At 65.6% G+C, this 25,571-nt stretch carries 20 protein-coding genes; 17 read left to right on the top strand and 3 right to left on the bottom strand.

All coding sequences use genetic code 11. The features are described 5' to 3' along the window. Positions 1-1,801 (bottom strand): IlvD/Edd family dehydratase (locus tag LPW26_RS18955; protein WP_238737125.1); only part of this gene is annotated, 1,801 nt, incomplete at its 3' end. A gap of 240 nt (positions 1,802-2,041) precedes the next feature. Here LPW26_RS18955 and LPW26_RS18960 point away from each other — a divergent pair. The 12 genes from LPW26_RS18960 to LPW26_RS19015 all read left to right on the top strand — a co-directional run bounded on the left by LPW26_RS18960 (position 2,042) and on the right by LPW26_RS19015 (position 17,594). Further along, on the top strand, positions 2,042-3,106 hold the full coding sequence (locus LPW26_RS18960; protein WP_238737126.1) for an ABC transporter ATP-binding protein: 1,065 nt from the start codon (positions 2,042-2,044) through the stop codon (positions 3,104-3,106). Between the two features lie 117 nt (positions 3,107-3,223). Beyond that, entirely contained in the window at positions 3,224-4,549 is a 1,326-nt protein-coding gene (locus tag LPW26_RS18965; RefSeq protein ID WP_238737127.1) for an ABC transporter substrate-binding protein, read from the top strand. A gap of 264 nt (positions 4,550-4,813) precedes the next feature. Next, a complete protein-coding gene (locus LPW26_RS18970; protein WP_238737129.1) occupies positions 4,814-5,767 on the top strand; it encodes a carbohydrate ABC transporter permease in 954 nt (317 codons plus the stop codon). Further along, complete coding sequence (locus LPW26_RS18975) at positions 5,760-6,683, top strand: carbohydrate ABC transporter permease (RefSeq protein WP_238737131.1); 924 nt, start codon at positions 5,760-5,762, stop codon at positions 6,681-6,683. The genes LPW26_RS18970 and LPW26_RS18975 overlap by 8 nt, the downstream gene beginning before the upstream one ends. A 173-nt stretch (positions 6,684-6,856) precedes the next feature. After that, entirely contained in the window at positions 6,857-7,843 is a 987-nt protein-coding gene (gene denD / locus LPW26_RS18980) for a D-erythronate dehydrogenase (protein ID WP_238737133.1), read from the top strand. A gap of 212 nt (positions 7,844-8,055) precedes the next feature. After that, on the top strand, positions 8,056-9,225 hold the full coding sequence (locus tag LPW26_RS18985; RefSeq protein WP_238737134.1) for an acetyl-CoA acetyltransferase: 1,170 nt from the start codon (positions 8,056-8,058) through the stop codon (positions 9,223-9,225). Between the two features lie 22 nt (positions 9,226-9,247). Continuing rightward, entirely contained in the window at positions 9,248-10,774 is a 1,527-nt protein-coding gene (locus LPW26_RS18990; protein WP_238737135.1) for an AMP-binding protein, read from the top strand. 241 nt (positions 10,775-11,015) lie between these two features. After that, positions 11,016-12,224: a CaiB/BaiF CoA transferase family protein gene (locus LPW26_RS18995; protein WP_238737136.1), complete on the top strand. Its 1,209-nt coding sequence runs from the start codon at positions 11,016-11,018 to the stop codon at positions 12,222-12,224. 365 nt (positions 12,225-12,589) lie between these two features. Beyond that, positions 12,590-13,726 carry a thiolase family protein gene (locus LPW26_RS19000; RefSeq protein ID WP_238737137.1) on the top strand — a complete coding sequence of 379 codons (1,137 nt, stop codon included), beginning with the start codon at positions 12,590-12,592 and terminating at the stop codon, positions 13,724-13,726. After that, the gene (locus LPW26_RS19005; protein WP_238737138.1) at positions 13,723-14,088 is read left to right on the top strand and encodes a Zn-ribbon domain-containing OB-fold protein; all 366 of its coding nucleotides are present in this window, start codon (positions 13,723-13,725) and stop codon (positions 14,086-14,088) included. Before LPW26_RS19000 ends, LPW26_RS19005 begins: the two co-directional genes overlap by 4 nt. Continuing rightward, the gene (locus LPW26_RS19010) at positions 14,085-16,190 is read left to right on the top strand and encodes an acetate--CoA ligase family protein (protein WP_238737139.1); all 2,106 of its coding nucleotides are present in this window, start codon (positions 14,085-14,087) and stop codon (positions 16,188-16,190) included. Before LPW26_RS19005 ends, LPW26_RS19010 begins: the two co-directional genes overlap by 4 nt. 459 nt (positions 16,191-16,649) lie before the next feature. Continuing rightward, the gene (locus LPW26_RS19015) at positions 16,650-17,594 is read left to right on the top strand and encodes an IclR family transcriptional regulator (RefSeq protein ID WP_238737140.1); all 945 of its coding nucleotides are present in this window, start codon (positions 16,650-16,652) and stop codon (positions 17,592-17,594) included. Positions 17,595-17,984: 390 nt separating this feature from the next. On the opposite strand, the gene LPW26_RS19020 is transcribed toward LPW26_RS19015, so the two are convergent. Both LPW26_RS19020 and LPW26_RS19025 read right to left on the bottom strand, forming a co-directional pair. Then, positions 17,985-19,268 carry an MFS transporter gene (locus tag LPW26_RS19020; RefSeq protein WP_238737142.1) on the bottom strand — a complete coding sequence of 428 codons (1,284 nt, stop codon included), beginning with the start codon at positions 19,266-19,268 and terminating at the stop codon, positions 17,985-17,987. Positions 19,269-19,383: 115 nt separating this feature from the next. Continuing rightward, positions 19,384-20,154: an enoyl-CoA hydratase gene (locus LPW26_RS19025; RefSeq protein WP_238737143.1), complete on the bottom strand. Its 771-nt coding sequence runs from the start codon at positions 20,152-20,154 to the stop codon at positions 19,384-19,386. 140 nt (positions 20,155-20,294) lie between these two features. On the opposite strand from LPW26_RS19025, the gene LPW26_RS19030 reads away from it, so the two are divergent. The 5 genes from LPW26_RS19030 to LPW26_RS19050 all read left to right on the top strand — a co-directional run bounded on the left by LPW26_RS19030 (position 20,295) and on the right by LPW26_RS19050 (position 25,544). After that, complete coding sequence (locus tag LPW26_RS19030) at positions 20,295-20,864, top strand: PaaI family thioesterase (RefSeq protein WP_238737145.1); 570 nt, start codon at positions 20,295-20,297, stop codon at positions 20,862-20,864. Between the two features lie 100 nt (positions 20,865-20,964). Further along, positions 20,965-21,648 (top strand): TetR/AcrR family transcriptional regulator, encoded by a 684-nt coding sequence (locus LPW26_RS19035; protein ID WP_238737147.1) that lies wholly within the window; start codon positions 20,965-20,967, stop codon positions 21,646-21,648. Between the two features lie 171 nt (positions 21,649-21,819). Continuing rightward, the gene (locus tag LPW26_RS19040; protein ID WP_238737149.1) at positions 21,820-23,316 is read left to right on the top strand and encodes a CoA-acylating methylmalonate-semialdehyde dehydrogenase; all 1,497 of its coding nucleotides are present in this window, start codon (positions 21,820-21,822) and stop codon (positions 23,314-23,316) included. A gap of 12 nt (positions 23,317-23,328) precedes the next feature. Next, positions 23,329-24,474 carry an isobutyryl-CoA dehydrogenase gene (locus tag LPW26_RS19045; RefSeq protein WP_238737150.1) on the top strand — a complete coding sequence of 382 codons (1,146 nt, stop codon included), beginning with the start codon at positions 23,329-23,331 and terminating at the stop codon, positions 24,472-24,474. Next, positions 24,471-25,544: an enoyl-CoA hydratase/isomerase family protein gene (locus LPW26_RS19050; protein ID WP_238737152.1), complete on the top strand. Its 1,074-nt coding sequence runs from the start codon at positions 24,471-24,473 to the stop codon at positions 25,542-25,544. Before LPW26_RS19045 ends, LPW26_RS19050 begins: the two co-directional genes overlap by 4 nt. Positions 25,545-25,571: the final 27 nt, after the last annotated feature.

The raw sequence follows: 25,571 nt of genomic DNA on the forward strand, positions 1-25,571 counted from the left end.
TATGCCGCGCCACGCCCACCGTGCCGGCGATATCACGATAGCGGGTCGCGAATTCCATGCACGCGCCGGTGGCCTGCTGGCCGACGGTCGAGCGATACAGCTCCTGCCACGGCGTCTGGTGCTTCGGATAGGCGAAGCCGCCGGCCGCTTCGAGGTCGGCGCGGCGCTGCTTCAACTCCGTGTCCGAGATCAGAATGTCGGCGCTGCCTTTGTTGAGGTCGATGCGGACGCGGTCGCCGGTCTTGAGCAGCGCCAGCCCGCCATTGGCGGCGGCCTCCGGTGTCGCGTTGAGGATCGACGGCGAGCCCGAGGTGCCCGACTGGCGGCCATCGCCGATGCAGGGCAGCGAGTGGATGCCGCGTTTGATCAGCGCAGCCGGCGGCTGCATGTTCACCACCTCGGCGCCGCCCGGATAGCCGATCGGCCCGGTGCCGCGCACGAACAGGATGCAGTGCTCGTCGATGTTCAGGGTCGGATCGTCGATCCGGTGGTGATAATCCTCCGGCCCTTCGAACACGATGGCGCGCCCTTCGAAGGCGTCGAGATCGCCCGGCGTCGAGAGATAGCGCTCGCGAAATTCGAGGCTGATCACGCTGGTCTTCATGATGGCGGAGTCGAACAGGTTGCCGCGCAGCACCAGGAAGCCGGCGTCCTGCACCAGCGGCCCGTCATAGGTCTTGATCACGTCGCCATCCGGCTTGGGCGCGTCGCGGCAATTGTCGCCGATGCTGCGGCCGTTGACGGTGACTGCATCCTCGTGGATCTTGCCGTGCGTCATCAGTTCGCGCACCACCGTCGGTACGCCGCCGGCGCGGTGATACTCCTCGCCGAGATACATCCCCGCCGGCTGCAGATTGACCAGCAGCGGGATGGTGTGGCCGACGCTCTGCCAGTCGTCGATGCTGAGTTCGACGCCGACATGCCGGGCGAGGGCGTTGAGATGGATCGGCGCATTGGTCGAGCCGCCGATCGCCGAGTTCACGACGATGGCGTTCTCGAACGCCTGGCGGGTCAGGATGTCGGACGGCTTGAGATCCTCCCACACCATCTCGACCGCGCGCAGGCCCGTCTCGTAGGCGATCTGGCCGCGCTCGCGATACGGCGCCGGAATCGCGGCGCAGCCCGGCAGCGACATGCCGAGCGCCTCGGCCAGCGAGTTCATCGTCGAGGCGGTGCCCATGGTGTTGCAATGGCCGACCGAGGGTGCCGACGACGCCACGATCTCCATGAATTCCTCGTAGTCGATCTCGCCTGCGGCCATCCGCTCGCGCGATTTCCACACCACCGTGCCCGAGCCGGTGCGCTCGCCATTGTGCCAGCCGTTGAGCATCGGTCCGCCCGACAGCACGATCGCCGGAATGTTGACGGTGGCGGCCGCCATCAGGCAGGCCGGCGTGGTCTTGTCGCAGCCGGTGGTCAGCACCACGCCGTCGAGCGGGTAGCTGAACAGCACTTCGACGAGGCCGAGATAAGCGAGATTGCGATCGAGCGCCGCGGTCGGCCGCTTGCCGGTCTCCTGGATCGGATGCACCGGGAATTCCATCGCGATGCCGCCGGCGGCGCGGATGCCTTCGCGCACGCGCTGCGCCAGTTCCAGATGGTGACGATTGCAGGGCGACAGATCGTTACCGGTCTGCGCGATGCCGATGATCGGCTTGCCGGATTGCAGCTCGCGGCGGGTCAGCCCGTAGTTCAGATAGCGCTCGAGATAGAGCGCGGTCATCGCCGGATTCTGAGGGTCGTTGAACCATTCGCTGGAGCGGAGTTTGCGACGGGCGAGCCCGGATGTGGCCTTGTTCATTGTTTCTCCCGCACTGCACACGCCGTTGAGCAGGCGTCTTGAGCGTCCGTTAAGTCTAAGTCGTCGGCGGGGATGCATGGTGACATGTCGTTCGCAGCTACGCAATTGGCGGTGATGCTGAGAGCCCGAGGAAATTTCACGACGCGACAGATCGGGAAAGTTCTGCTATGAGTAGCACAAATAAGGATCGGGCCGGCGGCAACGACCGCACTATGGAGGCCGATCCCCGGGAGGTGCTGTATGGCGTCGGTGCAGATTCACGACGTACGGAAATCCTTTGGCGGCTTCGAAGTCCTGCACGGCGTGACGGTTCCGATCGAGGATGGCGCGTTCGTCGTGCTGGTCGGTCCATCTGGCTGTGGCAAGTCGACCTTGCTGCGGATGCTGGCGGGCCTGGAAAAAATCACCTCCGGAACGATTTCGATCGGCGACCGCGTCGTCAACGATGTGCAGCCGAAAGAGCGCGACATCGCCATGGTGTTCCAGAACTACGCGCTGTATCCGCACATGACGGTGGCCCAGAATATGGGCTTTTCGCTGAAGCTGCGCGGCGCCGACCAGAAGACCATCGACGACAAGGTAAATCGCGCGGCCGATATCCTTGATCTGTGCAAGCTGCTCGAGCGGTTTCCGCGCCAATTGTCCGGCGGCCAGCGCCAGCGCGTCGCGATGGGACGTGCGATCGTGCGCGATCCGCAGGTGTTTCTGTTCGACGAACCGTTGTCCAATCTCGACGCCAAGCTCCGTGTCGCGATGCGCACCGAGATCAAGGAGCTGCATCAGCGGCTGAAGACGACGACCGTCTACGTCACGCACGACCAGATCGAAGCCATGACAATGGCCGACAAGATCGTGGTGATGCAGGACGGCATTGTCGAGCAGATCGGCGCGCCGCTCGATCTATACGACAATCCCGCCAACAAGTTTGTCGCCGGATTTATCGGCTCGCCGGCGATGAATTTTCTCGACGGCACGCTCGAGGTCAATGGCGGGCAGCCGTGGGTCGAAACGGCGAACGGCGCGCGGCTGCCGATCGCCGTGGCGCCTGCGAACAGCAATGGTCGCCCGATCACTTACGGCATCCGCCCCGAGCATCTCGATTTCGCGGATAGCGGCATCGAGGCCGAGGTGGTGGTGGTCGAACCGACCGGCTCGGAGACGCAGATCGTTGCGCGCGTCGGCACGCAGGAACTGATCGCGGTGTTTCGCGAGCGCCACCAGGTGCAGCCCGGCGATACGATTCATCTGCAGCCGCGGCCGCAGGTCGCGCATCTGTTCGACAAGGAGACAGGCCAGCGGCTCTGATCCGCGCGACCCGTCGCGATACCGCACCGTTCAAGTGAGACGCACCAAGCAAGGGCAAGCAAGAGAGACCAAACAAGCACGACCCAATCAAAGCAAGACAGAGGGAGTTAACGAACGATGACTGATTTTGGATTCGATCGACGCTCGTTGCTGAAGGGGGGCGCGGCGCTGCTGGCCGCGGCGGCCACCATGTCCGCCGATCAATTGCTGGGTTATGCGAAGGCATGGGCGCAGGCCTCGCCGTGGAAGCCGGAGCCGGGCGCCAAGATCAATCTGTTGCGCTGGAAGCGCTTCGTCGAAGCCGAAGACGTCGCCTTCATGAAGATCGTCGACGCGTTCCAGAAGGCCAACAACGTCACCATCAACGTCTCGAACGAATCCTACGACGACATCCAGCCCAAAGCCTCGGTCGCTGCCAACACCGGGCAGGGGCTCGACATGGTGTGGGGGCTGTATTCGCTACCGTTCCTGTTTCCGAGCAAGTGCACCGACGTTACCGACGTCGCCGACTATCTGGCCAAGAAGAACGGCGGCTGGAGCGAGTCCGGCAAGGCCTACGGCATGCACAACGGCAAGTGGATCGGCATCCCGGTCGCGGCCACCGGCGGTCTCGTCAATTATCGCATCAGTGCGGCCGAGAAGGCGGGCCACAAGGAGTTTCCGAAGGATCTCGCCGGCTTCTCCGATCTGATCAAGGCGATGAACAAGAACGGCACGCCGGCCGGCATGGCGCTCGGTCACGCTTCGGGCGACGCCAATGGCTGGCTGCACTGGGCACTGTGGGCGCATGGCGGCAAGCTGATCGACAAGGACAACAAGGTCTCGGTCAATTCGCCGGAGACCGCGAAGGCGCTGGAATACGTCAAGGGGCTGTACGAGAATTTCATTCCCGGCACCGCGTCGTGGAACGATGCCTCCAACAACAAGGCGTTTCTCGCCGGCCAGCTCTATCTCACCACCAACGGCATCTCGATCTACGTCACGGCGAAGAAAGACAACAAGGAGATGGCGGAGGACATCAACCACGCCCATCTGCCCGCCGGCGTCAGCGGCAAGACCCGCGAGCTGCATCTCGGCTTCCCGATCCTGATCTACAACTTCACCAAGTTCCCCAACACCTGCAAATCGTTCACCGCCTTCATGATGGAGCCGGAGCAGTTCAACCCGTGGGTCGAGGCGGCCCAGGGCTATCTGTCGCCGTTCCTGCTCGACTACGAGAAGAACCCGATGTGGACAGCGGACCCGAAGAACACGCCGTATCGCGACGTCGCCCGCACTGCGTCCACGCCCGCCGGCGATGGCCAGATGGGCGAGAACGCCGCGGCCGCGATCGCCGATTTCGTCGTGGTCGACATGTTCGCCAACTACTGCACCGGCCGCGAAGACGTGAAGACCGCGATGAGCAGCGCCGAACGCGCGGCCAAGCGGATCTTCCGGGCGTAGGGGAGACGTCATTGCGAGCGAAGCGAAGCAATCCAGAGCCACGCGTCGTGCGCTGGATTGCTTCGTCGCTGAAGCTTCTCGCAATGACCGCTCCAATCGAGACCATCAAGTTGGTCATTCCGGGGCGCGCCACTTGGCGCGAACCCTGAATCCATAACCACCACCGGGAGTATGGATTCCGGGTTCGCGCTCCGCGCGCCCTGGAATGACAACAGTAAAGATCTTGATTTGCAGTCGGCTCGTGATGGCCGAACGGAGTTGCGAATGACCACCATCCAGACCTCCGGACCGGTGCCATCCCGCGGCGGCTCGACGGCATGGCAGCGGCTCTCGACCAACCGCAACTGGCTGGCGCTGTGGTTCATGATGCCGGCGGCCGCGTTCCTGATCCTGTTCCTGGCCTATCCGCTATTCCTCGGCGTGTGGATGAGCTTCACCGACGCGCGGATCGGGCGCGACGGTGTGTTCGTCGGCGTCGAGAATTACGAATGGCTGTGGGACGACAGCATCTTCTGGCTGTCGGTGTTCAACACCGTGCTCTACACCGCGGTCGCCAGCGCCATCAAATTCGCGGTCGGCCTGTATCTGGCGCTGCTGCTCAACCGGCATATGCCGTTCAAGGCGATCATTCGCGCCGCGGTTCTGGTACCGTTCATCGTGCCGACGGTGCTGTCGGCGATCGCGTTCTGGTGGATCTACGACTCGCAGTTCTCGATCATCTCCTGGTCGCTGATCAAGCTCGGACTGATCGACCACAACATCAATTTTCTCGGCGACACGACGATGGCGCGCGCCTCGGTGATCTTCGCCAACATCTGGCGCGGCGTGCCGTTCGTGGCAATCACGTTGCTCGCGGGGCTGCAGACGGTGTCGCCTTCGCTGTACGAGGCCGCGACACTGGATGGTGCGACCAGTTGGCAGCGCTTCCGCTACATCACCTATCCGCTGCTGACGCCGATCATCGCGGTGGTGATGACGTTCTCGGTGCTGTTCACCTTCACCGACTTCCAACTGATCTGGGCGCTGACCCGCGGCGGCCCGGTCAACGCCACCCATCTAATGGCGACGCTGAGCTACCAGCGCGGCATTCTGTCTGGCCGGCTCGGCGAGGGCGCGGCGATCGCCACCGCAATGATCCCGTTCCTGCTCGCGGCGATCGCGATCTCCTGGTTCGGCATGCAGCGCCGCAAGTGGCAGCAAGGATCGGACAATGACTGAGACCACCGCTTCCGACCCGCGCCTCGCCGTCAAGGCGGCGACCGTCGCCAAGGACGACGACAGCGAGGGCATGAGCTACCTGGAGTCGCTGCCGCGGCGGCTGGTGACGCTGTATCTGCCGCTCGCGATCATCATCGTGATCCTGCTGTTTCCATTTTACTGGATGGCGCTGACGTCGATCAAACCCGACGAGCAATTGATCGATATGGAGACCTACAACCCGTTCTGGGTCGTCAAGCCGACGCTGAAGCACATCTCGAAACTGCTGTTCGAGACGCAGTATCCGCGCTGGCTGTGGAACACGATGTATGTCGCCGCGGCCGCGACGACGCTGTCGATCTTCGCCAGCGTGCTCGCCGCCTATGCGATCGTGCGGCTGCGTTTCCGCGGTGCCGATAGTGTCGGCGGCGCGATCTTCCTCGCCTATCTGGTGCCGCCGTCGATCCTGTTCATTCCGCTGGCCTCGGTGATCCAGGCCTACGGATTGTTCGACTCGCCGCTGTCGCTGATCCTGGTGTATCCGACGCTGCTGATCCCGTTCTCGACCTGGCTGTTGATGGGCTACTTCAAGACCATTCCGTTCGAGCTCGAGGAATGCGCGCTGATCGACGGCGCGTCGCGCTGGCAGATCCTCACCAAGATCATCGTGCCGCTCGCGGTGCCGGGGCTGATCTCGGCCTTCATCTTCTCGTTCACGCTGTGCTGGAACGAGTTCATCTACGCGCTGACCTTCCTGCAATCGACGCCGAACAAGACCGTACCGGTCGCGATCGTCAACGAATTCGTCGACGGCGACATCTACAAATGGGGCTCACTGATGGCCGGCGCCCTGGTCGGCTCACTCCCGCTCGTCATCCTCTACGCGTTCTTCGTCGAGCACTATGTGTCGGCGATGACGGGGGCGGTGAAGGAATAGCTTCGCGGCGTCTTCACATGTAAGAGCACAACAACAGAGATCGTCATTCCGGGGCGCGCGTAGCGCGAACCCGGAATCCATAGCCCCCCGCAGGGAGTATGGATTCCGGGTCTGCCACCAGCCGGCTTCGCCGCCTGATGGCATCCCGGAATGACAAACGATAGGAGATCAGCTTGCACATTCTCATCCTCGGCGCCGCCGGCATGGTCGGGCGCAAATTCACAGACCGGCTGCTGGCCGACGGCCGTCTCGGTGACCGCGACATCACCCGGATGACGCTGCAGGACGTTGTGGCGCCGGAGCGGCCGGCGCAGGCGTCGATCGCGATCCAGACGTTGACCAGCGACCTCGCAGAGCCGGGGCAGGCGGCCGCGCTGGTGGCGCATCGGCCTGACGTCATCTTCCATCTCGCAGCGATCGTCTCCGGCGAGGCCGAGGCGGATTTCGACAAGGGCTACCGGATCAATCTCGACGGCACCAAGCAGTTGATCGACGCGATCCGCGCCGAGGGCGACGGCTACAAGCCGCGGCTGGTGTTCACCTCGTCGATCGCGGTGTTCGGCGCGCCGTTCCCGGACAAGATCGGCGACGAATTCCTGTCGACGCCGCTGACCAGCTACGGCACCCAGAAGGCGATCTGCGAATTGCTGATCGCCGACTACACCCGCAAGGGCTTTCTCGACGGCATCGGCATTCGCCTGCCCACGATCTGCGTCCGCCCCGGCAAGCCCAACAAGGCGGCGTCGGGGTTCTTCTCCAATATCATCCGCGAGCCGCTCAGCGGCCATGAAGCCGTGCTGCCGGTCGGTGACGACGTGATGCATTGGCACGCTTCACCGCGATCGGCCGTTGGCTTCCTGATCCACGCCGGCACCATGGACACCGCGGCGATGGGGCCGCGGCGCAACCTGTCGATGCCCGGCCTCGCCGCCACCGTCGGCGAGCAGATCGCCGCGCTGGAACGAGTCGCCGGAAAGGGCGTGGTCGCCCGGATCAAGCGCGAGCCGGACCCGACCATCATCGGGATCGTCTCCGGCTGGCCACGCAATTTTTCCACCGACCGTGCCCGAGCACTCGGCTTCACCACGGCCGAACAGACCTTCGACGACATCATCCGCATCCACATCGAGGATGAGTTGGGCGGCGAATTCGTCGGCTGACCAATGCACAGTCGTCATCGCCGGGCTTGACCCGGCGATCCATCTCCTTCGCGTGATGGATGCCTGGGCCTTCGCCGCGCCGAAGGGGCTTCGGCCCCGGAGGCGGGTCAAGCCCGGCATCGCGGATCTCCATGTGTGAAACGGGGGTGCTTTTGGCTGACGGGCGTCCTATATTCCGGCCAAATCAGCAACCCGATCGAGGAGAAAACGCCATGACCGCCAGCATCGTCGGATGGGCCCACATGCCCTTCGGCAAGTTCGACGCCGAGACCGTCGAGAGCATGATCGTCCGCGTCGCCAATGAGGCGATCGCCGACGCCGGCATCGCGCCGGGCGACGTCGATGAAATCGTGCTCGGGCATTTCAACGCCGGCTTCTCGCCGCAGGACTTCACCGCCTCGCTGGTGCTGCAGGCCGACCCGGCGCTCCGCTTCAAGCCGGCGACCCGCGTCGAGAACGCGTGCGCCACCGGTTCCGCTGCCGTGCATCAGGGCATCCGCGCCATCGAAGCCGGCGCCGCCAAGGTGGTGCTGGTGGTCGGCGTCGAGCAGATGACCCGCACGCCGGGCCCGGAGATCGGCAAGAACCTGCTGCGCGCCTCGTATCTGCCGGAAGACGGCGAGACCCCGGCGGGCTTCGCCGGCGTGTTCGGCATCATCGCCCAGAAGTACTTCCAGAAATATGGCGACCAGTCCGACGCGCTGGCGATGATCGCCGCCAAGAACCACCACAACGGCGTGTCGAATCCCTACGCGCAGATGCGCAAGGATTTCGGCTTTGAGTTCTGCCGTGCCGAGGGCGACAAGAATCCGTTCGTCGCCGGCCCGCTGAAGCGCACCGACTGCTCGCTGGTGTCGGACGGCGCCGCGGCGCTGGTGCTGACCTCGGCCGAGAACGCCAAGACCATGGGCAAGGCGGTCAACATCCGCGCCCGTGCGCATGCGCAGGACTTCCTGCCGATGTCCAAGCGCGACATCCTGCAGTTCGAAGGCTGCACCGTCGCCTGGCAGCGTGCGCTGGAGCAGGCCGGCGTCACGCTGAACGATCTGTCGTTCGTCGAAACCCACGACTGCTTCACCATCGCCGAACTGATCGAATACGAAGCGATGGGCCTGACGCCGAAGGGGCAGGGCGCCCGCGCCATCAAGGAAGGCTGGACCCAGAAGGACGGCAAGCTGCCGATCAATCCGTCCGGCGGCCTGAAGGCGAAGGGCCATCCGATCGGCGCCACTGGCGTGTCGATGCACGTGCTGACCGCGATGCAGCTGCTCGGCCAGGCGCCGGAGGGCATGCAGATCAAGGATGCCAAGCTCGGCGGCATCTTCAACATGGGCGGCGCCGCCGTCGCCAACTACGTCTCGGTGCTGGAGCCGGCGAAGTAAGCATCGAAACGAGGTCGCGCGGATGAATCTGGCGAATTGGCTCGCCGCGAGCGCTCGGCTGCGGCCGGGCGCTCCCGCGCTGCTGATCGGTGCGCGAATCGATGCGGACTACGCGACCTTCGCGGCGCGCGCGGCGTCGCTCGCCGCGGCGCTCGCGCAGGATTATGGCATCGCGCCGGGCGACCGCGTCGCGCTGTTCGCCCATAATTGTACCGCCTATCTCGAAGCGCTTTACGGAATCTGGTGGGCCGGCGCGGTGGCGATTCCGATCAACGCCAAGCTGCACGGCCGGGAAGCGGCCTGGATCTGCAGCAACGCGCAGGCCAAGCTGACGCTGATCTGCGACGACACCGCCGACACATTCAACGAGGCGTCGTGCGATCTGCCGCGAGCGATGGCGACACTTGCGATCGACAGCGACGGTTATCACCGCGCCCGCAGCCAAATCGGCTTGAAGGTCCCGGTGGCGCGCGAGGACGACGATCTCGCCTGGCTGTTCTACACCTCCGGCACCACCGGTCGGCCGAAAGGCGTGATGCTCAGCCACGGCAATCTGGCGGCGATGTCGCTGTGCTATCTGGCGGACGTCGATGCGGTGACGCCGGACGATGCCGTGCTCTATGCCGCGCCGATCTCGCACGGCGCCGGGCTCTACAACATGATCCACGTCCGGCTCGGCGCGCGGCATGTCGTTCCGGAGTCCGGCGGCTTCGATCCGGCCAAGGTGCTGACGCTCGGCCGGCAACTCGGCAATGTCTCGATGTTCGCAGCGCCCACCATGGTGAAGCGGCTGGTCGAGGCCGCCAAGCGCAGCGGCGAAACCGGCGAGGGCATCCGCACCATCGTCTATGGCGGCGGCCCGATGTACTTGGCCGATATCCGCGAGGCGCTCAGCGTGATGGGCCAGCGCTTCGTGCAGATCTACGGCCAGGGCGAGTCGCCGATGACGATCACCTCGCTGAAGCGCGAGCGCCACGCCGACAGCACGCATCCGCGCTATCTCGAACGATTGGCTTCGGTCGGCACCGCGCAGAGCGCGGTATCAGTCCGGATCACCGGCCCGGATGGCAAGGAACTGCCGGCGGGCGAGCCGGGCGAGATCGAGGTCAAGGGCGCCACCGTGATGCTCGGCTATTGGGACAATCCCGACGCCAATGCCGAGACGCTGAAAGACGGCTGGCTGCGCACCGGCGACGTCGGCCGCCTCGACGACGATGGCTTCCTGACGCTGTCCGACCGCTCCAAAGACGTGATCATCTCCGGTGGCACCAACATCTATCCGCGCGAGGTCGAGGAGGCGTTGCTGACGCATCCGGCCGTGAGCGAAGTCTCGGCGATCGGTGTCGCCGATCCGGAGTGGGGCGAGAACGTCGTCGCCTGTGTGGTGCTGGCCGAAGGCGCGGCGGCCGACGATGCCGCGCTCGACGCCCATTGCCGCGACGCCATCGCCCGCTTCAAACGCCCGAAGCGCTACGTCTATCTCGACGCTCTGCCGAAGAACAATTACGGCAAGGTGCTGAAGACCGAGCTGCGCAAGATGGTGAAGTAATCTCGCTCGTCATTGCGAGCCACCGGGTCGGCGCGAAGCGCCACCCGATGACAGGCTCCGCGCAGCAATCCAGCGCTGGCGTGCTGCTCAATGACGGTGCGCAACGATTCCGCGCCGCGGAACATCGTCGCTGGCCGCGAAGCCTGCAGGGCGCCATGTCCCGGCCGTGCTTGATCTTCGCAATCCCGACACCTACACGAGGGTGATGGCGCCGCCGAGAGCGCCGCGGACGGGAGCGCCGATGGGGCCACTTGCAGGCGTGAAAATCGTCGACATGACGTCGGTGCTGATGGGGCCCTACGCCACCCAGATGCTCGGCGACTACGGCGCCGACGTGATCAAGATCGAGTCGCCCGACGGCGACGTGACGCGGCAGATCGGCCCGGCGCGCCATGCCGGCATGGGCCCGGTGTTCCTCAACGCCAACCGCAACAAGCGCAGCATCTGTCTCGATCTCAAGCATGGCGCCGGCCGCGACGCCGCGCTGCGTCTGATCGCGGCCGCCGACGTGCTGGTCTACAACGTACGCCCGCAGGCGATGGCGCGGCTGCGCCTGGGCTACGACGACGTCGCGGCGATCAATCCGCGGCTGATCTATGCGGGTGTGTTCGGTTTCGGCCAGGATGGACCGTATGCGGCGAAGCCGGCCTATGACGATCTGATCCAGGGCGCCACCGCACTGCCGTCGCTCAACGCACGCGTCGGCGACGGAACCCCGCGCTACGTGCCGAACGCGCTGGTCGACCGCATCGTCGGCCTCACGGCGGTCGGCGCGATCTGCGCCTCGCTGGTTCATCGCGATCGCACCGGCAAGGGCCAGCGGGTCGATATCCCGATGTTCGAAACCATGGCGAGCTTCGTGATGGGCGACCATATGGGCGGCCTCACTTACGAACCGCCGCTCGATCGTGGCGGCTACGCGCGGCATCTGTCGCCGGATCGGCGGCCCTACCAGACCGCCGACGGTTACATTTGCGCGATGGTGTACAACGACAAGCAGTGGCTGAGCTTCTTGCGCGCGGTCGGCCGCGACGATCTGCTCGCCGACGAGCGCTACACCAGCTTTGCGAGGCGCGCGCTGAACATCGACGTCGTCTATGCCGAGCTGGCCCGGATCTTTCTCACCCGCAGCACCGAGGAGTGGACCGAACTGCTCGACGCCGCCGACGTGCCGGCGATGCGGATGCACGACCTCGAGAGTATCCTCGAGGATCCGCATCTGGTCTCGACCGACTTCTTCCCCGTGGTCAATCATCCGACCGAAGGCCCGATCCGCGACATGAAGGTCTCGGCGACCTGGTCGGACACCAAGGTGGAACGCCAGCGCTTTGCGCCGCAGCTCGGCGAGCACGGCTCGGAAGTGCTGCGCGAAGCCGGCTACAGCGCCAGCGAGATCGCAGCGCTGGTGGGATGCGGAGCCCTGAAGATGCCGATCGCAGGGAAAGCGTGAGCGGATACGATGCGCGCTGGTAACAACTCCAATCGCTTCGAGCAATTTGTAGCACGGCGCCTCGTCTCCCTCTCCCGCTTGCGGGAGAGGGCTGGGGTGAGGGATCTTGCCACAGGCTCAGTGCCCGCGGACCCCCAACCCCTCCCCGCAAGGGGGAAGGGAGCGCGCCGTGCTCGGGGCGATGCCCGGTTCGTTGATCACGACTACCCTCTCGTTCGTCATTCCGGGGCGCCGCGCAGCGGCGAGCCCGGAAGCCATAACCATCGTCCGGGAGTATGGATTCCGGGCCCGCGCCAAGAGGCGCGTCCCGGAATGACGTTGATAGTTTGTGCTCTCTCGCGAGCGCCGAAGCGGGAGCTCATCCGATGAGCTACATCACCGGCGTCGGCCTCACGCGGTTCGGCAAGATCGACGGCTCGACCACGCTGTCGCTGATGCGCGATGCGGCGGAGGCGGCGATTGCCGATGCGGAGCTGACGCGCGGCGACATCGACGGGCTGCTGTGCGGTTATTCCACGACGATGCCGCACATCATGCTGGCGACGGTGTTCGCCGAACATTTCGGCATCCGGCCGAGCTATTGCCACGCCGTGCAGGTCGGCGGCGCGACCGGGATGGCGATGGCGATGCTGGCGCACCAGCTCGTCGCCAGCGGCGCGGCGAAAAACATCCTGGTGGTCGGCGGCGAAAACCGGCTGAGCGGACAGAGCCGCGACGCGTCGGTGCAGGCGCTGGCGCAGGTCGGGCACCCGCTCTACGAAGTGCCGCTCGGGCCGACGATCCCGGCCTACTACGGCCTGGTCGCGTCGCGCTATATGCACGACCACGGCGTCACCGAAGAAGATCTCGCCGAATTCGCCGTGCTGATGCGCGCCCATGCGGGGACGCATCCGGGCGCGCAATTTCACGAGCCGATCAGCGTCGCCGATGTGATGGCGTCGAAGATGATCGCGTCGCCGCTGAAGCTTCTCGACTGCTGTCCGGTGTCCGACGGCGGTGCCGCGCTGGTGATCAGCCGCGAGCCGACGACGGCGCATCGCGTCAAGGTGCGCGGCTGCGGCCAGGCCCATACCCATCAGCACGTCACCGCGATGCCGGCCGAGGGGCCCTCCGGCGTCGAACAGTCGATCGCGCGCGCCAAGGCGGCGAGCGGCGTCGAGATGGCCGACGTGAAATATGCCGCTGTCTACGACAGCTTCACCATCACGCTGCTGATGCTGCTGGAGGACCTCGGCCTCGCCGGGCGCGGTGAAGCCGCATCGCTGGCGCGCGGCGGCCATTTCTCGCAGGGCGGCGCGATGCCGCTCAATACCCATGGCGGCCTGCTCAGCTACGGCCATTGCGGCGTCGGCGGCGCAATGGCGCATCTGGTCGAGACCCATCGGCAGATGACAGGCCGCGCCGGCGATCGTCAGGTCCGCGACGCTTCGGTCGCGCTGCTGCATGGCGACGGCGGCGTGTTGTCGTCGCATGTCAGCATGTTTCTGGAGCGCGAGCGATGAGCGAGCCGGCGATGACCGACTGGACGTCGGACGATGAGGCGATCGTGTATCAGCGTTGCACCGCCTGCGGCGCCGTCCAGTACTTCCGCCGCGACTTCTGCGCCGCGTGCGGCAGCAACGATCTCGCCACGCTGCTCGCCAGCGGCGAGGGCACCGTGTACGCTGCGACGCTGGTGCACCGCGCCGCCACTGCCGAGGCGCGCGAGCATGTGCCGTTCAAGATCGTTCTGGTCGACACCGCCGAAGGTTTCCGCATGATGGCGCACGGCGCCAACGACCTCGCCGTCGGCGATCGGGTGAGGGCGCGGTTCACGCGCTTCACCGGACGCCGCGTTCCGTATTTCGAAAGGACTTCCGCATGAGCCGCCTCCGCGCCGCCCTCGATCCGCGTTCGATCGCCGTCATCGGCGCATCGGATAATCCCAATAAGGTCGGCGGCCGGCCGGTGCATTTCCTCGGCAAGTTCGGTTTCAAGGGCAAGATCTATCCGATCAATCCGACCCGGCCGGAGATCCAAGGCCACAAGAGCTACGCGTCGCTTGCCGATCTGCCCGAGGCGCCCGAGATGGTGATCGTTGCGGTCGCCGGCGACAATGCGATTGCGGCGGTCGAGGATTGCGCCACCGCCGGCGTCAAGGTTGCGGTGGTGATGGCGTCCGGCTTTGGCGAGGTCGATCAGAACGCCGGCAAGGCCAAAGAGCGCCGCATGGTCGAGGCCGCCCACAAGGCCGGGATGAGGATTGTCGGGCCGAACTCGCAGGGGCTGGCGAATTTCGGCACCGGCGCGATCGCCTCGTTCTCGACAATGTTCGTCGAGATGGAGCCGGCCGCGGAGAACGCCAAGGGCCATGTCGCGATGCTCAGCCAGTCCGGCGCGCTGTCGACCGTGCCGGTCGGCTTCCTGCGCCAGCGGGGCATCGGCGTGCGCCACACCCACGCCACCGGCAACGATTCCGACATCACCGTCGGCGAACTCGCCTGCGCGGTCGCGGAGGATCCGGAAGTCAAGCTGATGCTGCTCTATCTCGAGAGCATCCCGGACAAGACCTATCTGGAAGAACTCGCCAGCATCGCGCTCGATCGCGACCTGCCGATCATCGCGCTGAAGTCGGGCCGCACCGACGCCGGCAAGGCGGCCGCGCAGTCGCACACCGGCGCGCTCGCGAATGAAGACCGGGTGGTCGACGCGTTCTTCGAACATCACGGGATCTGGCGTGCGCCCGACATGCGCGGCCTGGTCGAGGCCACCGAGCTTTATCTGAAGGGCTGGAAGCCGCGGGGGCGACGGCTGGTGGCGATCAGCAATTCGGGCGCGGTCTGCGTGCTTACGGCGGATGCCGCGACCAGCGTCGGCATGCCGATGGCCAAGCTCGCGCCGCAGACCGACGCGAAGCTCAAGGGCATCCTGCCGAGCTTTGCGACCACCACCAATCCGATCGATCTCACCGCCGCGCTGCTGTCCAACAGCGCGCTGTTCGGCGACATCCTGCCGGTGATCGCCGAAGATCCGGCGGCCGACGCATTTCTGATCGGCGTGCCGGTGGCTGGTCCCGGTTACGACGTGCCGGCGTTTTCGCGCGACACCGCAGCGTTCGGCCAGCGGACCGGCAAGCCGGTGGTGGTGGCCGCTACGCAGCCCAGCGTCGCACAAGCGTTCGCCGCCAATGGGACCTCGGTGTTTCCGACCGAGGTCGAAGCCGTCAGCGCACTGCATCAGTTCCTGGCGCATCACGAACTGATCGCCAAAGCCCGCGCGCGCCGCGAGACCAGCGCGCCGAGCGAGCCGCTGATGGCCTCACAGGCCGACACGCTGATGCTCAACGAGGCCGACAGTCTGCGGCTGCTGTCGTCGCGCGGCATCGCGGTGGTGCCGCATCGCCTGTGCCTGTCGCGCAGCGAGGCGGTGGCAGCGTTCACCCAGATCGACGGTCCGGTCGTCGTCAAGGGCTGTTCCGCCGATATCGCGCACAAATCCGAACTCGGGCTGGTGCGGCTTGGTATTACGTCCGCGGACGCGACCGGTGATATCTACACCGAGATGGAGCAGATCATCGCAAAGGCGGGGGCCCGTTTCGACGGCGTCATCGTCGCGGCGATGGCCGGCGGCCGTCGCGAGATGATGATCGGCGCGCATCGCGACCCGGTGTTCGGGCCGGTGGTGGTGGTCGGGGATGGCGGCAAGTATGTCGAAGTCTTCCGTGATACCAAGCTGCTGCTGCCGCCTTTCACGGCGAACGACGTGCGCGCCGCGCTGCAGACGTTGCGGGTCGCGCCGCTGTTTGCGGGAGTCCGCGGTGAAGCGCCGATGGATATCGATGCGCTGGCCGAGACGGTCGTGCGCGTCGGCGAACTGATGCGCGATCCACAGACGCGTATCGCCAGCGTGGACCTCAACCCGGTGATGTTGGGAAGCGCAGGGCAAGGCTGCGTCGTGGTCGACGCCGTCGTGTTTCACGACGTGTGAGACGATCTTGCGTGCGGACATTGTGCGTGCGGCAATACGTCGCCGTCGCGCAAGCGTACGCAGAGCGACTTTCATTCGCTTTCGCCCGGGCACGCCAGGCGAGCGCGGAGCCTTGCCCGGACGGCTGCATATCTTCGAACGATTTGCGGTTTTGACGAAGGCGCAAGAGATTGTGCAAACTGCTGCAGCTCGATTTGCTCCGCTCACCAATCTTAGATAGCAGTTCCACGTTCCCTACTCGCTTCCGGAGTGTGCATTTGGCAGGGATCGAGGGAAGTCTTGCGCTGAGTAGTCATGTGCAGGGCTGCAATGCCGGCGGGTCGGTGTTGTTAACGCCCGAACCGTGATGTAGCGTTAGTGCAAGTGGAATAATATTCCGCACAGCGAAATAAGAAATGTGCGCCGGACGGGTTTTCCTGCCGGCGCATTGGGCACCAAGAACCAAGCGAGAAGAAAAAAATGGGACGACGCTCGGAGCGACTTTGCAGAAAAAGCCATGGCGACATCGGCGGCGAGAGTGATGTGATACAAGTGGTGTCACGCGCTTTCGACGTGCTGCGATGTTTCGAGAGCGCGGACGCGCGGCTCGGCAACCTCGAGATTTCGAACCGCTGCGGACTTCCGCGCTCCACGGTGTCGCGCCTCACCCACACGCTGACGCGAATGGGCCAGCTCGTCTATCTGCCGCGCGACCAGAAGTATCGGATCGGCCCGAGCGCCGTGGCGATGAGCACCGCGATGATGCGCGGACTTCAGCTCCGCAACCTGATCCGCGCGCGGCTGCAGGACGTGTCCGAGCAGATCCCCGGCACCATCGGCTTTTTGATCCCGGACCGTTTCCACCTCGTGTACTTCGAGTCCGCCCGTGTGCCGCAGACGGTGGGGTTGCACTCCACCACCGGCAGCCGCATCGCGATGGCGCAGAGCGCCGGTGGCCATGCGTATCTGGCCGCGCTGGAGCCCGAGGTCGCCGAGTCGTTTCTCGCCGAGATCGAGCGGGAGGAGCCGGGCCAGGCGCTGCCGCTGCGCCAGCGACTCGAAGCCAGCCGCGCCATGTTGCACGACAAGGGCTACGTGGTCTGCTGCGGCCTGTTCAACCCGCACGTCAACGGCATCGCGGTGCCGATGTGGTCGCCGCAGTATCAGACGCACGTCGTGGTCAATATCGGACTGCTGGCAGCGACGTATGACGAACAGCGGCTGCACGATGAAGTTGCGCCGGTGCTGCTGCGATTGAAGGATGCGATCGAGGCGCTGGTGCAGAATGCCGAAAACGGCCTCGTGGCCGTCGGCGCCAAGCGTGCGCCGCGTCCGGAGGTGGCAAAGGGATTGTCTGCGGTGCGGCGCCCGGCCCACAGCCTCGCGGCGCCCGACCTGCGGCGCCAGGGACAAGCCCCCGCCTGATCGTCACTGACGCACGCGCTCTACGGCGCTCGCCGCAAGTTTGCATCCCGAGCCGCATCGAGCGGCTCGGGATTTTTTTGTGAGCTAGAGCTCTATATCGATTGATTGAAGTCGTGCCGTCATCTCAATTTCAGAGTTGTCATCCTGAGAGTCTGACTCAAAATCTGAACTGATTTGTCAGTGACTTTCTGGATCACTCAATAAGCTCGCAAACTCCGCCATGGCCGAGCTTGTCCCGGCCATCCACGTCTTTGATGCGTTTCCGTCAGCAAGGCGTGGATGCCCGGCACAAGGCCGGGCATGACGAGTGGAAATGAAACTGCCCGATCTCAAAGGGCGTATTTCCGGCCAGACTCTCAGGATGACGGCGGTGTTTTGATCAGAAACACTCTACGCGGCCGCTGGACGCGGGTGCTTCGAGATGGTCAGCACGATTGTCGCGGCGACGATACACAGCGCTCCGGCCACGAAGAACGCGGGCAGATAGCTCAGCAGCACGGTGCGCGATAGGCCGGCGCCGAACGATGCGGTGGCGGCGCCGAGCTGGTGGCCGGCGAAGATCCAGCCGAACACCAGACCGGCGCGCTCGGGCCCGAATTTCTGCGCCGTCAGCCGCACCGTCGGCGGCACGGTGGCGATCCAGTCGAGGCCATAGAACACAGCGAACAGCGACAGCCCGTAAAAGGTGAAGTCGCTGTAGGGCAGGAACAGCAGCGATAGCCCGCGTAGCCCGTAGTACCAGAACAGCAGCCAGCGATTGTCGTAGCGGTCGGACAACCAGCCCGACAGGATGGTGCCGACGAAGTCGAAGATGCCCATTGCGGCGAGCAGGCCGGCGGCTTGCACCTGCGGAATGCCGAAATCGGCGCAGAGCGGGATCAGGTGGACCTGGATCAGTCCATTGGTCGACGCGCCGCAGATGAAGAAGGTCGCGAACAGGATCCAGAATACGCGGGTCTTCGCCGCATCGCGGAGAGCTCCGAGCGCCGCCGCCATGATCGGCGCGTTGGTCGGGGGAGGCGCCGGCAGCGGGTCGGTGCCGGCGTCGCCGAACGGCCGCAGTCCGACGTCGCTCGGCCGGTCGCGCATCAGCAGCAGCACGCCCATCGCGGCGACGCCGAGACCGACGCACAGCAGCATCAGCGCGGCTCGCCAGCCGAACCGTTCGGTGAGCGCGGCCAGCATCGGCAGAAACACGAGCTGCCCGGTGGCGACGCTGGCGGTGAGGATGCCGACCACAAGCCCGCGGCGATGGTTGAACCAGCGCGCCGCCACGGTGGCGCCCAGCACCATTGCGGTGAGCCCGGTGCCGATGCCGACCGCGACGCCCCACAGCACGACGAGTTGCCAGACCTGCGTCATCGCCACCGAGCCGATCAGGCTCAGCGCGATGATCACCTGGCCGGCGAGCGCGACGTTGCGCAGCCCGTAACGGTTCATCAGCGCCGCGGCGAACGGCGCCATCAGGCCGAACAGGATGAAGCGGATCGACAGTGCGGACGAGATCTCCGCGGTGGTCCAGCCGAATTCCTGCTGCAGCGGCACGATGAACACGCCCGGCGCGCCGACCGCGCCGGCGGAGACCAGAGCAGTGAGGAACGTCACTGCGACCATCACCCAGCCGTAATGGACGTCGCGGCGCGCGAGGACGGAGGATAGCCAGGTCGAAATCATGCGATAAGTCCTGATGCAGGTCGCGCCGGAAAGTCACATCGGCTCGAGTATATTATGATGATCATATAATGGGGCGCCCGCATTGCAAGCGTTGCGGCGCAGCGTGGCAGGATCGTCAGCGTTTGCGCTGCAGGAACTCGCCCATCAGCCGCTGCGGCTCGCCGGTGAGGTAAGCCTGCCCGAATACGCCGACCGAATGCGCGACGGCGTCGCCGAGCGGCATGTCGTGCCACGCGGCGAGCAGTGCCTTCTGCGACCGCAGCGCCTGCGGCGCGCAGGCGAGCAGGGATGCGACGAGGCTCTCCACCGCCGCGTCGAGCTCGGCCGGGGCGGCGAGCTTGTCGACCAAGCCCCAGGCGAGCGCGGTCGGCGCGTCGATCGTGTCGGCAGTCATCAGCAGCCAGCGCGTGCGGCTCCAGCCGATCAGCCGCGGCAGCAATGCGGCGTGGATCACCGAGGGGATCCCCACGCGCACTTCCGGCATCGCGAATTTGGCGTCGTCCGCGGCGATGCGGAAATCGCAGGCGGCGGCGAATTCCAGGCCGCCGCCGAGGCACCAGCCGGGGATGCGGGCGATTACCGGGAAGGGCAGGGTGCGCACCGTTTCGCACAGATTGCCGAGGCCGGTAATGAAACGCTCGGCGGAGGCCTGATCGAGCGTTGCCATCTCCTTGATGTCGGCGCCGCCGATCAGGCTGCGGCCGCTCTCGCCGGCGATGATCAGCACGCGCAGTTCGTCATCGGCGGCGAGTTGCGTTAGGCCTTCGCGCACTGCGTCGATCACCGCCGAGTTCAGGATGTTGAGCGGGCCGGCGTTGCAAATCGTCAGCGTGGCCACGCCGCGGGAGTCGCGGTCGATGCCGCAATGGGAGTTCAACATCTGCATGGAGCGTCTCGCAGGCGGTCGGCGGATGCGGCATCATGGCGAGGAACAGGCCGCTTCTGTCAAGCCGTTGCGGGCCGGAACTTGCCGGCGCAGCGACTTCGTCATATGATGATCATCATTTCTTAAATGCGGAGTGCGCGATGAGCCTGATGGATGAGCCTCGGTCTGCGGAATTGTTCGCGCCGTCGCGGCGGCGCAGCCGCATGGTCGACTGGCAGGAACCCGGGCCGGTTGCCCGCGCCAGCATGACCATGCCGGGGATCGAGGTGATGGCCGCCATTCGCGACGGGCGTCTGCCGCCGCCGCCGCTGGCGCGGCTGATCGGCTTCAAGATGGCCGAGGTGCACCCGGGCCGGATCGTGATGCAGCTCGATCCCGAGCAGAGCCTGGAGAACACCATCGGGCTGCTGCACGGCGCGGTCGCTGCGGCGCTGCTCGATACCGCGATGGGATGTGCGATCTCGACCGAGCTGCCGGCCGGACGAGGCTCGGTGACCATGGACCTGAAGCTGACCTATCTGCGACCGCTGTCGGTACGATCTGGTACGATCAGCGCCGAGGGTCGGGTGGTGAAGCTCGGCCGGCAGTCCAGTTATACCGAAGGCTTCATCCATGACGGCGCCGGCGAGCTGGCGGTGCACGCCACCGCCACCTTCGCGATGATCGGCGCCGGAACGCTGCCGGACCAATCGCCTCCGCAAGACTCCTGAGTCCGTCTGAAACTTGCAGCGGAGCGCGGCGTTCGGTGGCATAATATGATCTCGGACATATCTCGGTCCGAGCGACTATCCTGGACACGGCTGGAGCGCCATGCGCTATTCCAAGGAACACAAGCTCGAAACCCACGCCCGCATCGTCAAGAAGGCGTCGGTGCGGCTGCGCGAAAAGGGCGCCCATGGCGTCGGCGTCGCCGACCTGATGAAGGAGGCCGGCCTCACCCATGGCGGCTTCTACGCCCATTTCACTTCACGCGAGCAATTGGTGGTCGAGGCCTTCAGCTTCGCGATGGACCGCTCGATCGAACGCTGGCACAAGCTCGCGGCGGAGACGCCCCCCGCTGAGCGGCTGGCGGTGATCGTCGACAATTATCTGTCCGCAACGCATCGCGATGACCCCGGCCGTGGCTGCGCGGTGCCGGCGCTGGGCGCCGAGATCGCCCGCGAAAGCCCGAAGACCCGCAAGGCGTTCGCCGCCAAGCTCGAACAGATGATCGAGATGATCGCGTCGGAATTCGTCGATGCGCCGCCGAAGACGGCGCGCAAGCAGGCGATGGCGACGCTTGCCACCATGATGGGATCGCTGCTGATGGCGCGGATCGCCGGCAGCGGGGAGATGTCGGACGCCATTCTCGAAGCCGGCCGCAATGCGGTGCTCGTCGGCGCGGGCCGGCCGGCAGCGCCGGCACCAGCACGTTCGGTGCGTAAGCCGGCCAGTTCCAAGGCCTCATCCAAGGCCCCGGCCACCCCCAGAGCCAAGCCAGTTTCCCAGCACTGACCTATCCCGGCTGCACCGGGCGCCTGTTGCACGTCTCGGCTGCGGCGGTGGTGTTATGCCGCCAATCGCAATCTGAGCGATTTGGAAAACGTTCTACGCGTTCAGGCTCTTCCCAAAGGATGAAAAAGGCTGTTCAAGAGGACCCGAAAACAGCCTTTCAGGAGGAAGCGGATGCGAACGATCGGACACTTCATCGGCGGCAAAGAGGTAGAGGGCAAATCGGGACGTTTCGCCGACGTGTTCGAGCCGATGACCGGCGAGGTCAAGGCAAAGGTCGCGCTGGCCACCAAGGCCGAAATGCGCGCCGCCGTCGAGAACGCCGCTGCAGCACAGCCGGCCTGGGGCGCAACCAACCCGCAGCGCCGCGCCCGCGTGCTGATGAAGTTCCTCGAGCTGGTGCAGCGCGACTACGACAAGCTCGCCGAGCTGCTCGCGCGTGAGCACGGCAAGACCATTCCGGACGCCAAGGGCGATATCCAGCGCGGCCTCGAGGTCGCCGAATTCGCCACCGGCATTCCGCATCTGATGAAGGGCGAATACACCGAAGGCGCCGGCCCCGGCATCGACATCTATTCGATGCGCCAGCCGCTCGGCGTCGTTGCCGGCATCACCCCGTTCAACTTCCCGGCGATGATCCCGATGTGGAAGTTCGCCCCGGCGATCGCCTGCGGCAACGCCTTCATCCTGAAGCCCTCGGAGCGCGATCCGGGCGTGCCGATGGCGCTGGCGGCGCTGATGCTCGAAGCCGGCCTGCCGCCGGGCATCCTCAACGTCGTCAATGGCGACAAGGAGGCCGTCGACGCCATTCTCGACGACCCGGATATCCGCGCCGTCGGCTTCGTCGGCTCGTCGCCGATCGCGCAGTACATCTATGAGCGCGCAGCGCAGACCGGCAAGCGGGCGCAGTGCTTCGGCGGCGCCAAGAACCACGCCATCATCATGCCCGACGCCGACATCGACCAGACCGTCGACGCGCTGATCGGCGCCGGCTACGGCTCGGCCGGCGAGCGCTGCATGGCGATCTCGGTCGCGGTGCCGGTCGGCAAGGCCACCGCCGACAAGTTGATGGAAAAGCTAATCCCGCGCGTCGAGTCGCTGAAGATCGGCCCGTCGACCGATCCGTCCGCCGATTTCGGCCCGCTGGTGACCAAGGAAGCGCTGGAGCGCGTCAAGAACTACGTCGAGATCGGCGTCAAGGAAGGCGCGACACTCGCCGTCGACGGCCGCGGCTTCAAGATGCAGGGCTACGAGAACGGCTTCTACATGGGCGGCTGTCTGTTCGACAACGTCACCAAGGATATGCGGATCTACAAGGAAGAGATCTTCGGTCCGGTGCTGAGCGTCGTCCGCGCCCACGACTACGCCGAAGCGCTGGCGCTGCCGTCCGACCATGATTACGGCAACGGCGTCGCGATCTTCACCCGCGACGGCGATGCCGCCCGCGACTTCGCCGCCAAGGTCAATGTCGGCATGGTCGGCATCAACGTGCCGATCCCGGTGCCGATCGCCTACTACACCTTCGGCGGCTGGAAGAAGTCCGGCTTCGGCGACCTCAATCAGCACGGTCCGGACTCGGTGCGGTTCTATACCAAAACCAAGACCGTCACCTCGCGCTGGCCTTCCGGCGTCAAGGAAGGCGCGGAGTTCTCGATCCCGCTGATGAAGTAAGCGTCGGCTGCCATGCAGTTCGACCTGAACGAAGACCAGCGCGCCATCCGTGAGATGGCGCGCGACTTCGCGGACGACAAGATCGCTCCGCACGCGCTGCAATGGGACGAGGACAAGCACCTGCCGCTCGACGTGATTCGGCAGGCGGCCTCGCTCGGCATCGGCGGCATCTACATCCGCGACGACGTCGGCGGCAGCGCGATGACGCGGTTCGACGCCGCGCTGATCTTCGAGGCGCTCGCCACCGGGTGTCCTGCTGTGTCGGCCTTCATCTCCATCCACAACATGGCGGCGTGGATGATCGACAGCTATGGCTCCGAAGCGCAGCGCCAGCAATGGCTGCCGAAGCTGTGCAGCATGGAGCTGATTGCGAGCTACTGCCTGACCGAGCCGGGCTCCGGCTCGGATGCCGCCGCGCTACGAACCCGCGCGGTGCGCGATGGCGATCACTACGTGCTCAACGGCCAGAAGCAGTTCATCTCCGGCGCCGGCGCCAACGATCTCTATGTGGTGATGGTCCGCACCGGCGGCGACGGCCCCGGCGGAATCTCGACGCTGGTGGTCGACAAGGACACGCCGGGCCTCTCCTTCGGCGCCAACGAGCGCAAGATGGGCTGGAACGCGCAGCCGACCCGCGCGGTGATCTTCGAGAATGCCCGGGTGCCGGTCGCCAACCGGCTCGGCGACGAGGGCATCGGCTTCAAGATCGCGATGGCCGGGCTCGACGGCGGTCGCCTCAACATTGCCGCATGCTCGCTCGGCGGCGCGCAGACCGCGCTCGACAAGGCGCTCGACTACACCAGGGAGCGCAAGGCGTTCGGCAAGCGGCTCGACGAATTCCAGGCGCTGCAGTTCAAGCTCGCCGACATGGCGACCGAGCTGGAAGCTGCGCGCACCTTCCTGTGGCGCGCCGCCGCCGCACTCGACCGCAAGGACCCGGACGCTACCAAGCTGTGCGCAATGGCCAAGCGCTTCGGCACCGACACCGGCTTCGAGGTCGCCAACGCGGCGCTGCAACTGCACGGCGGCTACGGCTATCTGGCCGAATACGGCGTCGAGAAGCTGGTGCGCGATCTGCGGGTGCATCAGATCCTCGAAGGCACCAACGAGGTCATGCGACTGATCGTGGCGCGCAAGCTGATCGAGGGCGCGCGATGAACGCGCCGGTCAGCGAGCCCGATCTGATCGTCCGGCGCGAAGGCGCTGCCGGCGTCATCCGTCTCAATCGGCCGAAGGCGATCAATGCGCTGACGCTGGAGATGACCCGCGAGTTCGACCGCGCGCTGATCGCCTTCGCGGCCGATCCGCAGATCGCGGTGGTGCTGGTCGAAGGCGCTGGCGAGCGCGGCTTGTGCGCTGGCGGCGATATCGTCGGGCTGTACAACAGCGCCCGCGAGGGCGGCGATCTCGGCAAGGTGTTCTGGCGCGAAGAATACGTCATGAACGCGCGGATCGCGGCCTATCCGAAGCCCTATGTGGCCTTGATGGACGGGCTGGTGATGGGCGGAGGCGTCGGCATCGCCGGCCACGGCAGCCACCGCATCGTCACCGAGAAGACCAAGATCGCGATGCCGGAAGTCGGCATCGGCTTCTTTCCCGATGTCGGCGGCACCTGGCTGCTGACGCGTGCGCCCGGCGAGATCGGCACGTATTTCGGCATCACCGGCGAGATCATGAACGGCGCGGATGCGATCCACGCCAGGTTCGCCGACAACTTCGTGCCCAGCGTGGTGTGGCCGGATCTCCGCGAGGCGCTGACCGCGGCGCCGGCCGGCGCCAGCGCCGCGCAGGTGCGCGAGATCATCGCGCGTTTCAGCCTCGCGCCCGATCCGGGCCCGGCGCAGCAGCATCAGGCGCAGATCGATGCCGCGTTCGGCCACGACAGCATCGACGAAATCATTGCCGCGCTTGAGCAGGACGGCTCCGAGTTCGCGCAGGCGGCGCTGAAGACGCTGCGCATCAAGTCGCCGACCAGCCTGAAGGTGACGCTGAAGCTGCTGCGGATGGCGCGCAACGCTGCGTCGCTGCAGGAGTGTCTGGTCCACGAATATCGCGCGGCACTCCAAGTGTTCGTCAGCGACGATTTCGTCGAGGGCGTTCGCGCCGCGGTGATCGACAAGGACCGCCAGCCGAAATGGCGGCCCGCGACGATCGCGGAGGTGACGCCGGAGATCGTGGCGCGCTACTTTGTCGATCGCGGCGCTGACGAACTTAAATTCCCGGGCTGAAGAAACCGGGATCATCGAGGGACCAAA

Source organism: Rhodopseudomonas infernalis, assembly GCF_022271405.1.
GTDB lineage: Bacteria > Pseudomonadota > Alphaproteobacteria > Rhizobiales > Xanthobacteraceae > Rhodopseudomonas > Rhodopseudomonas infernalis.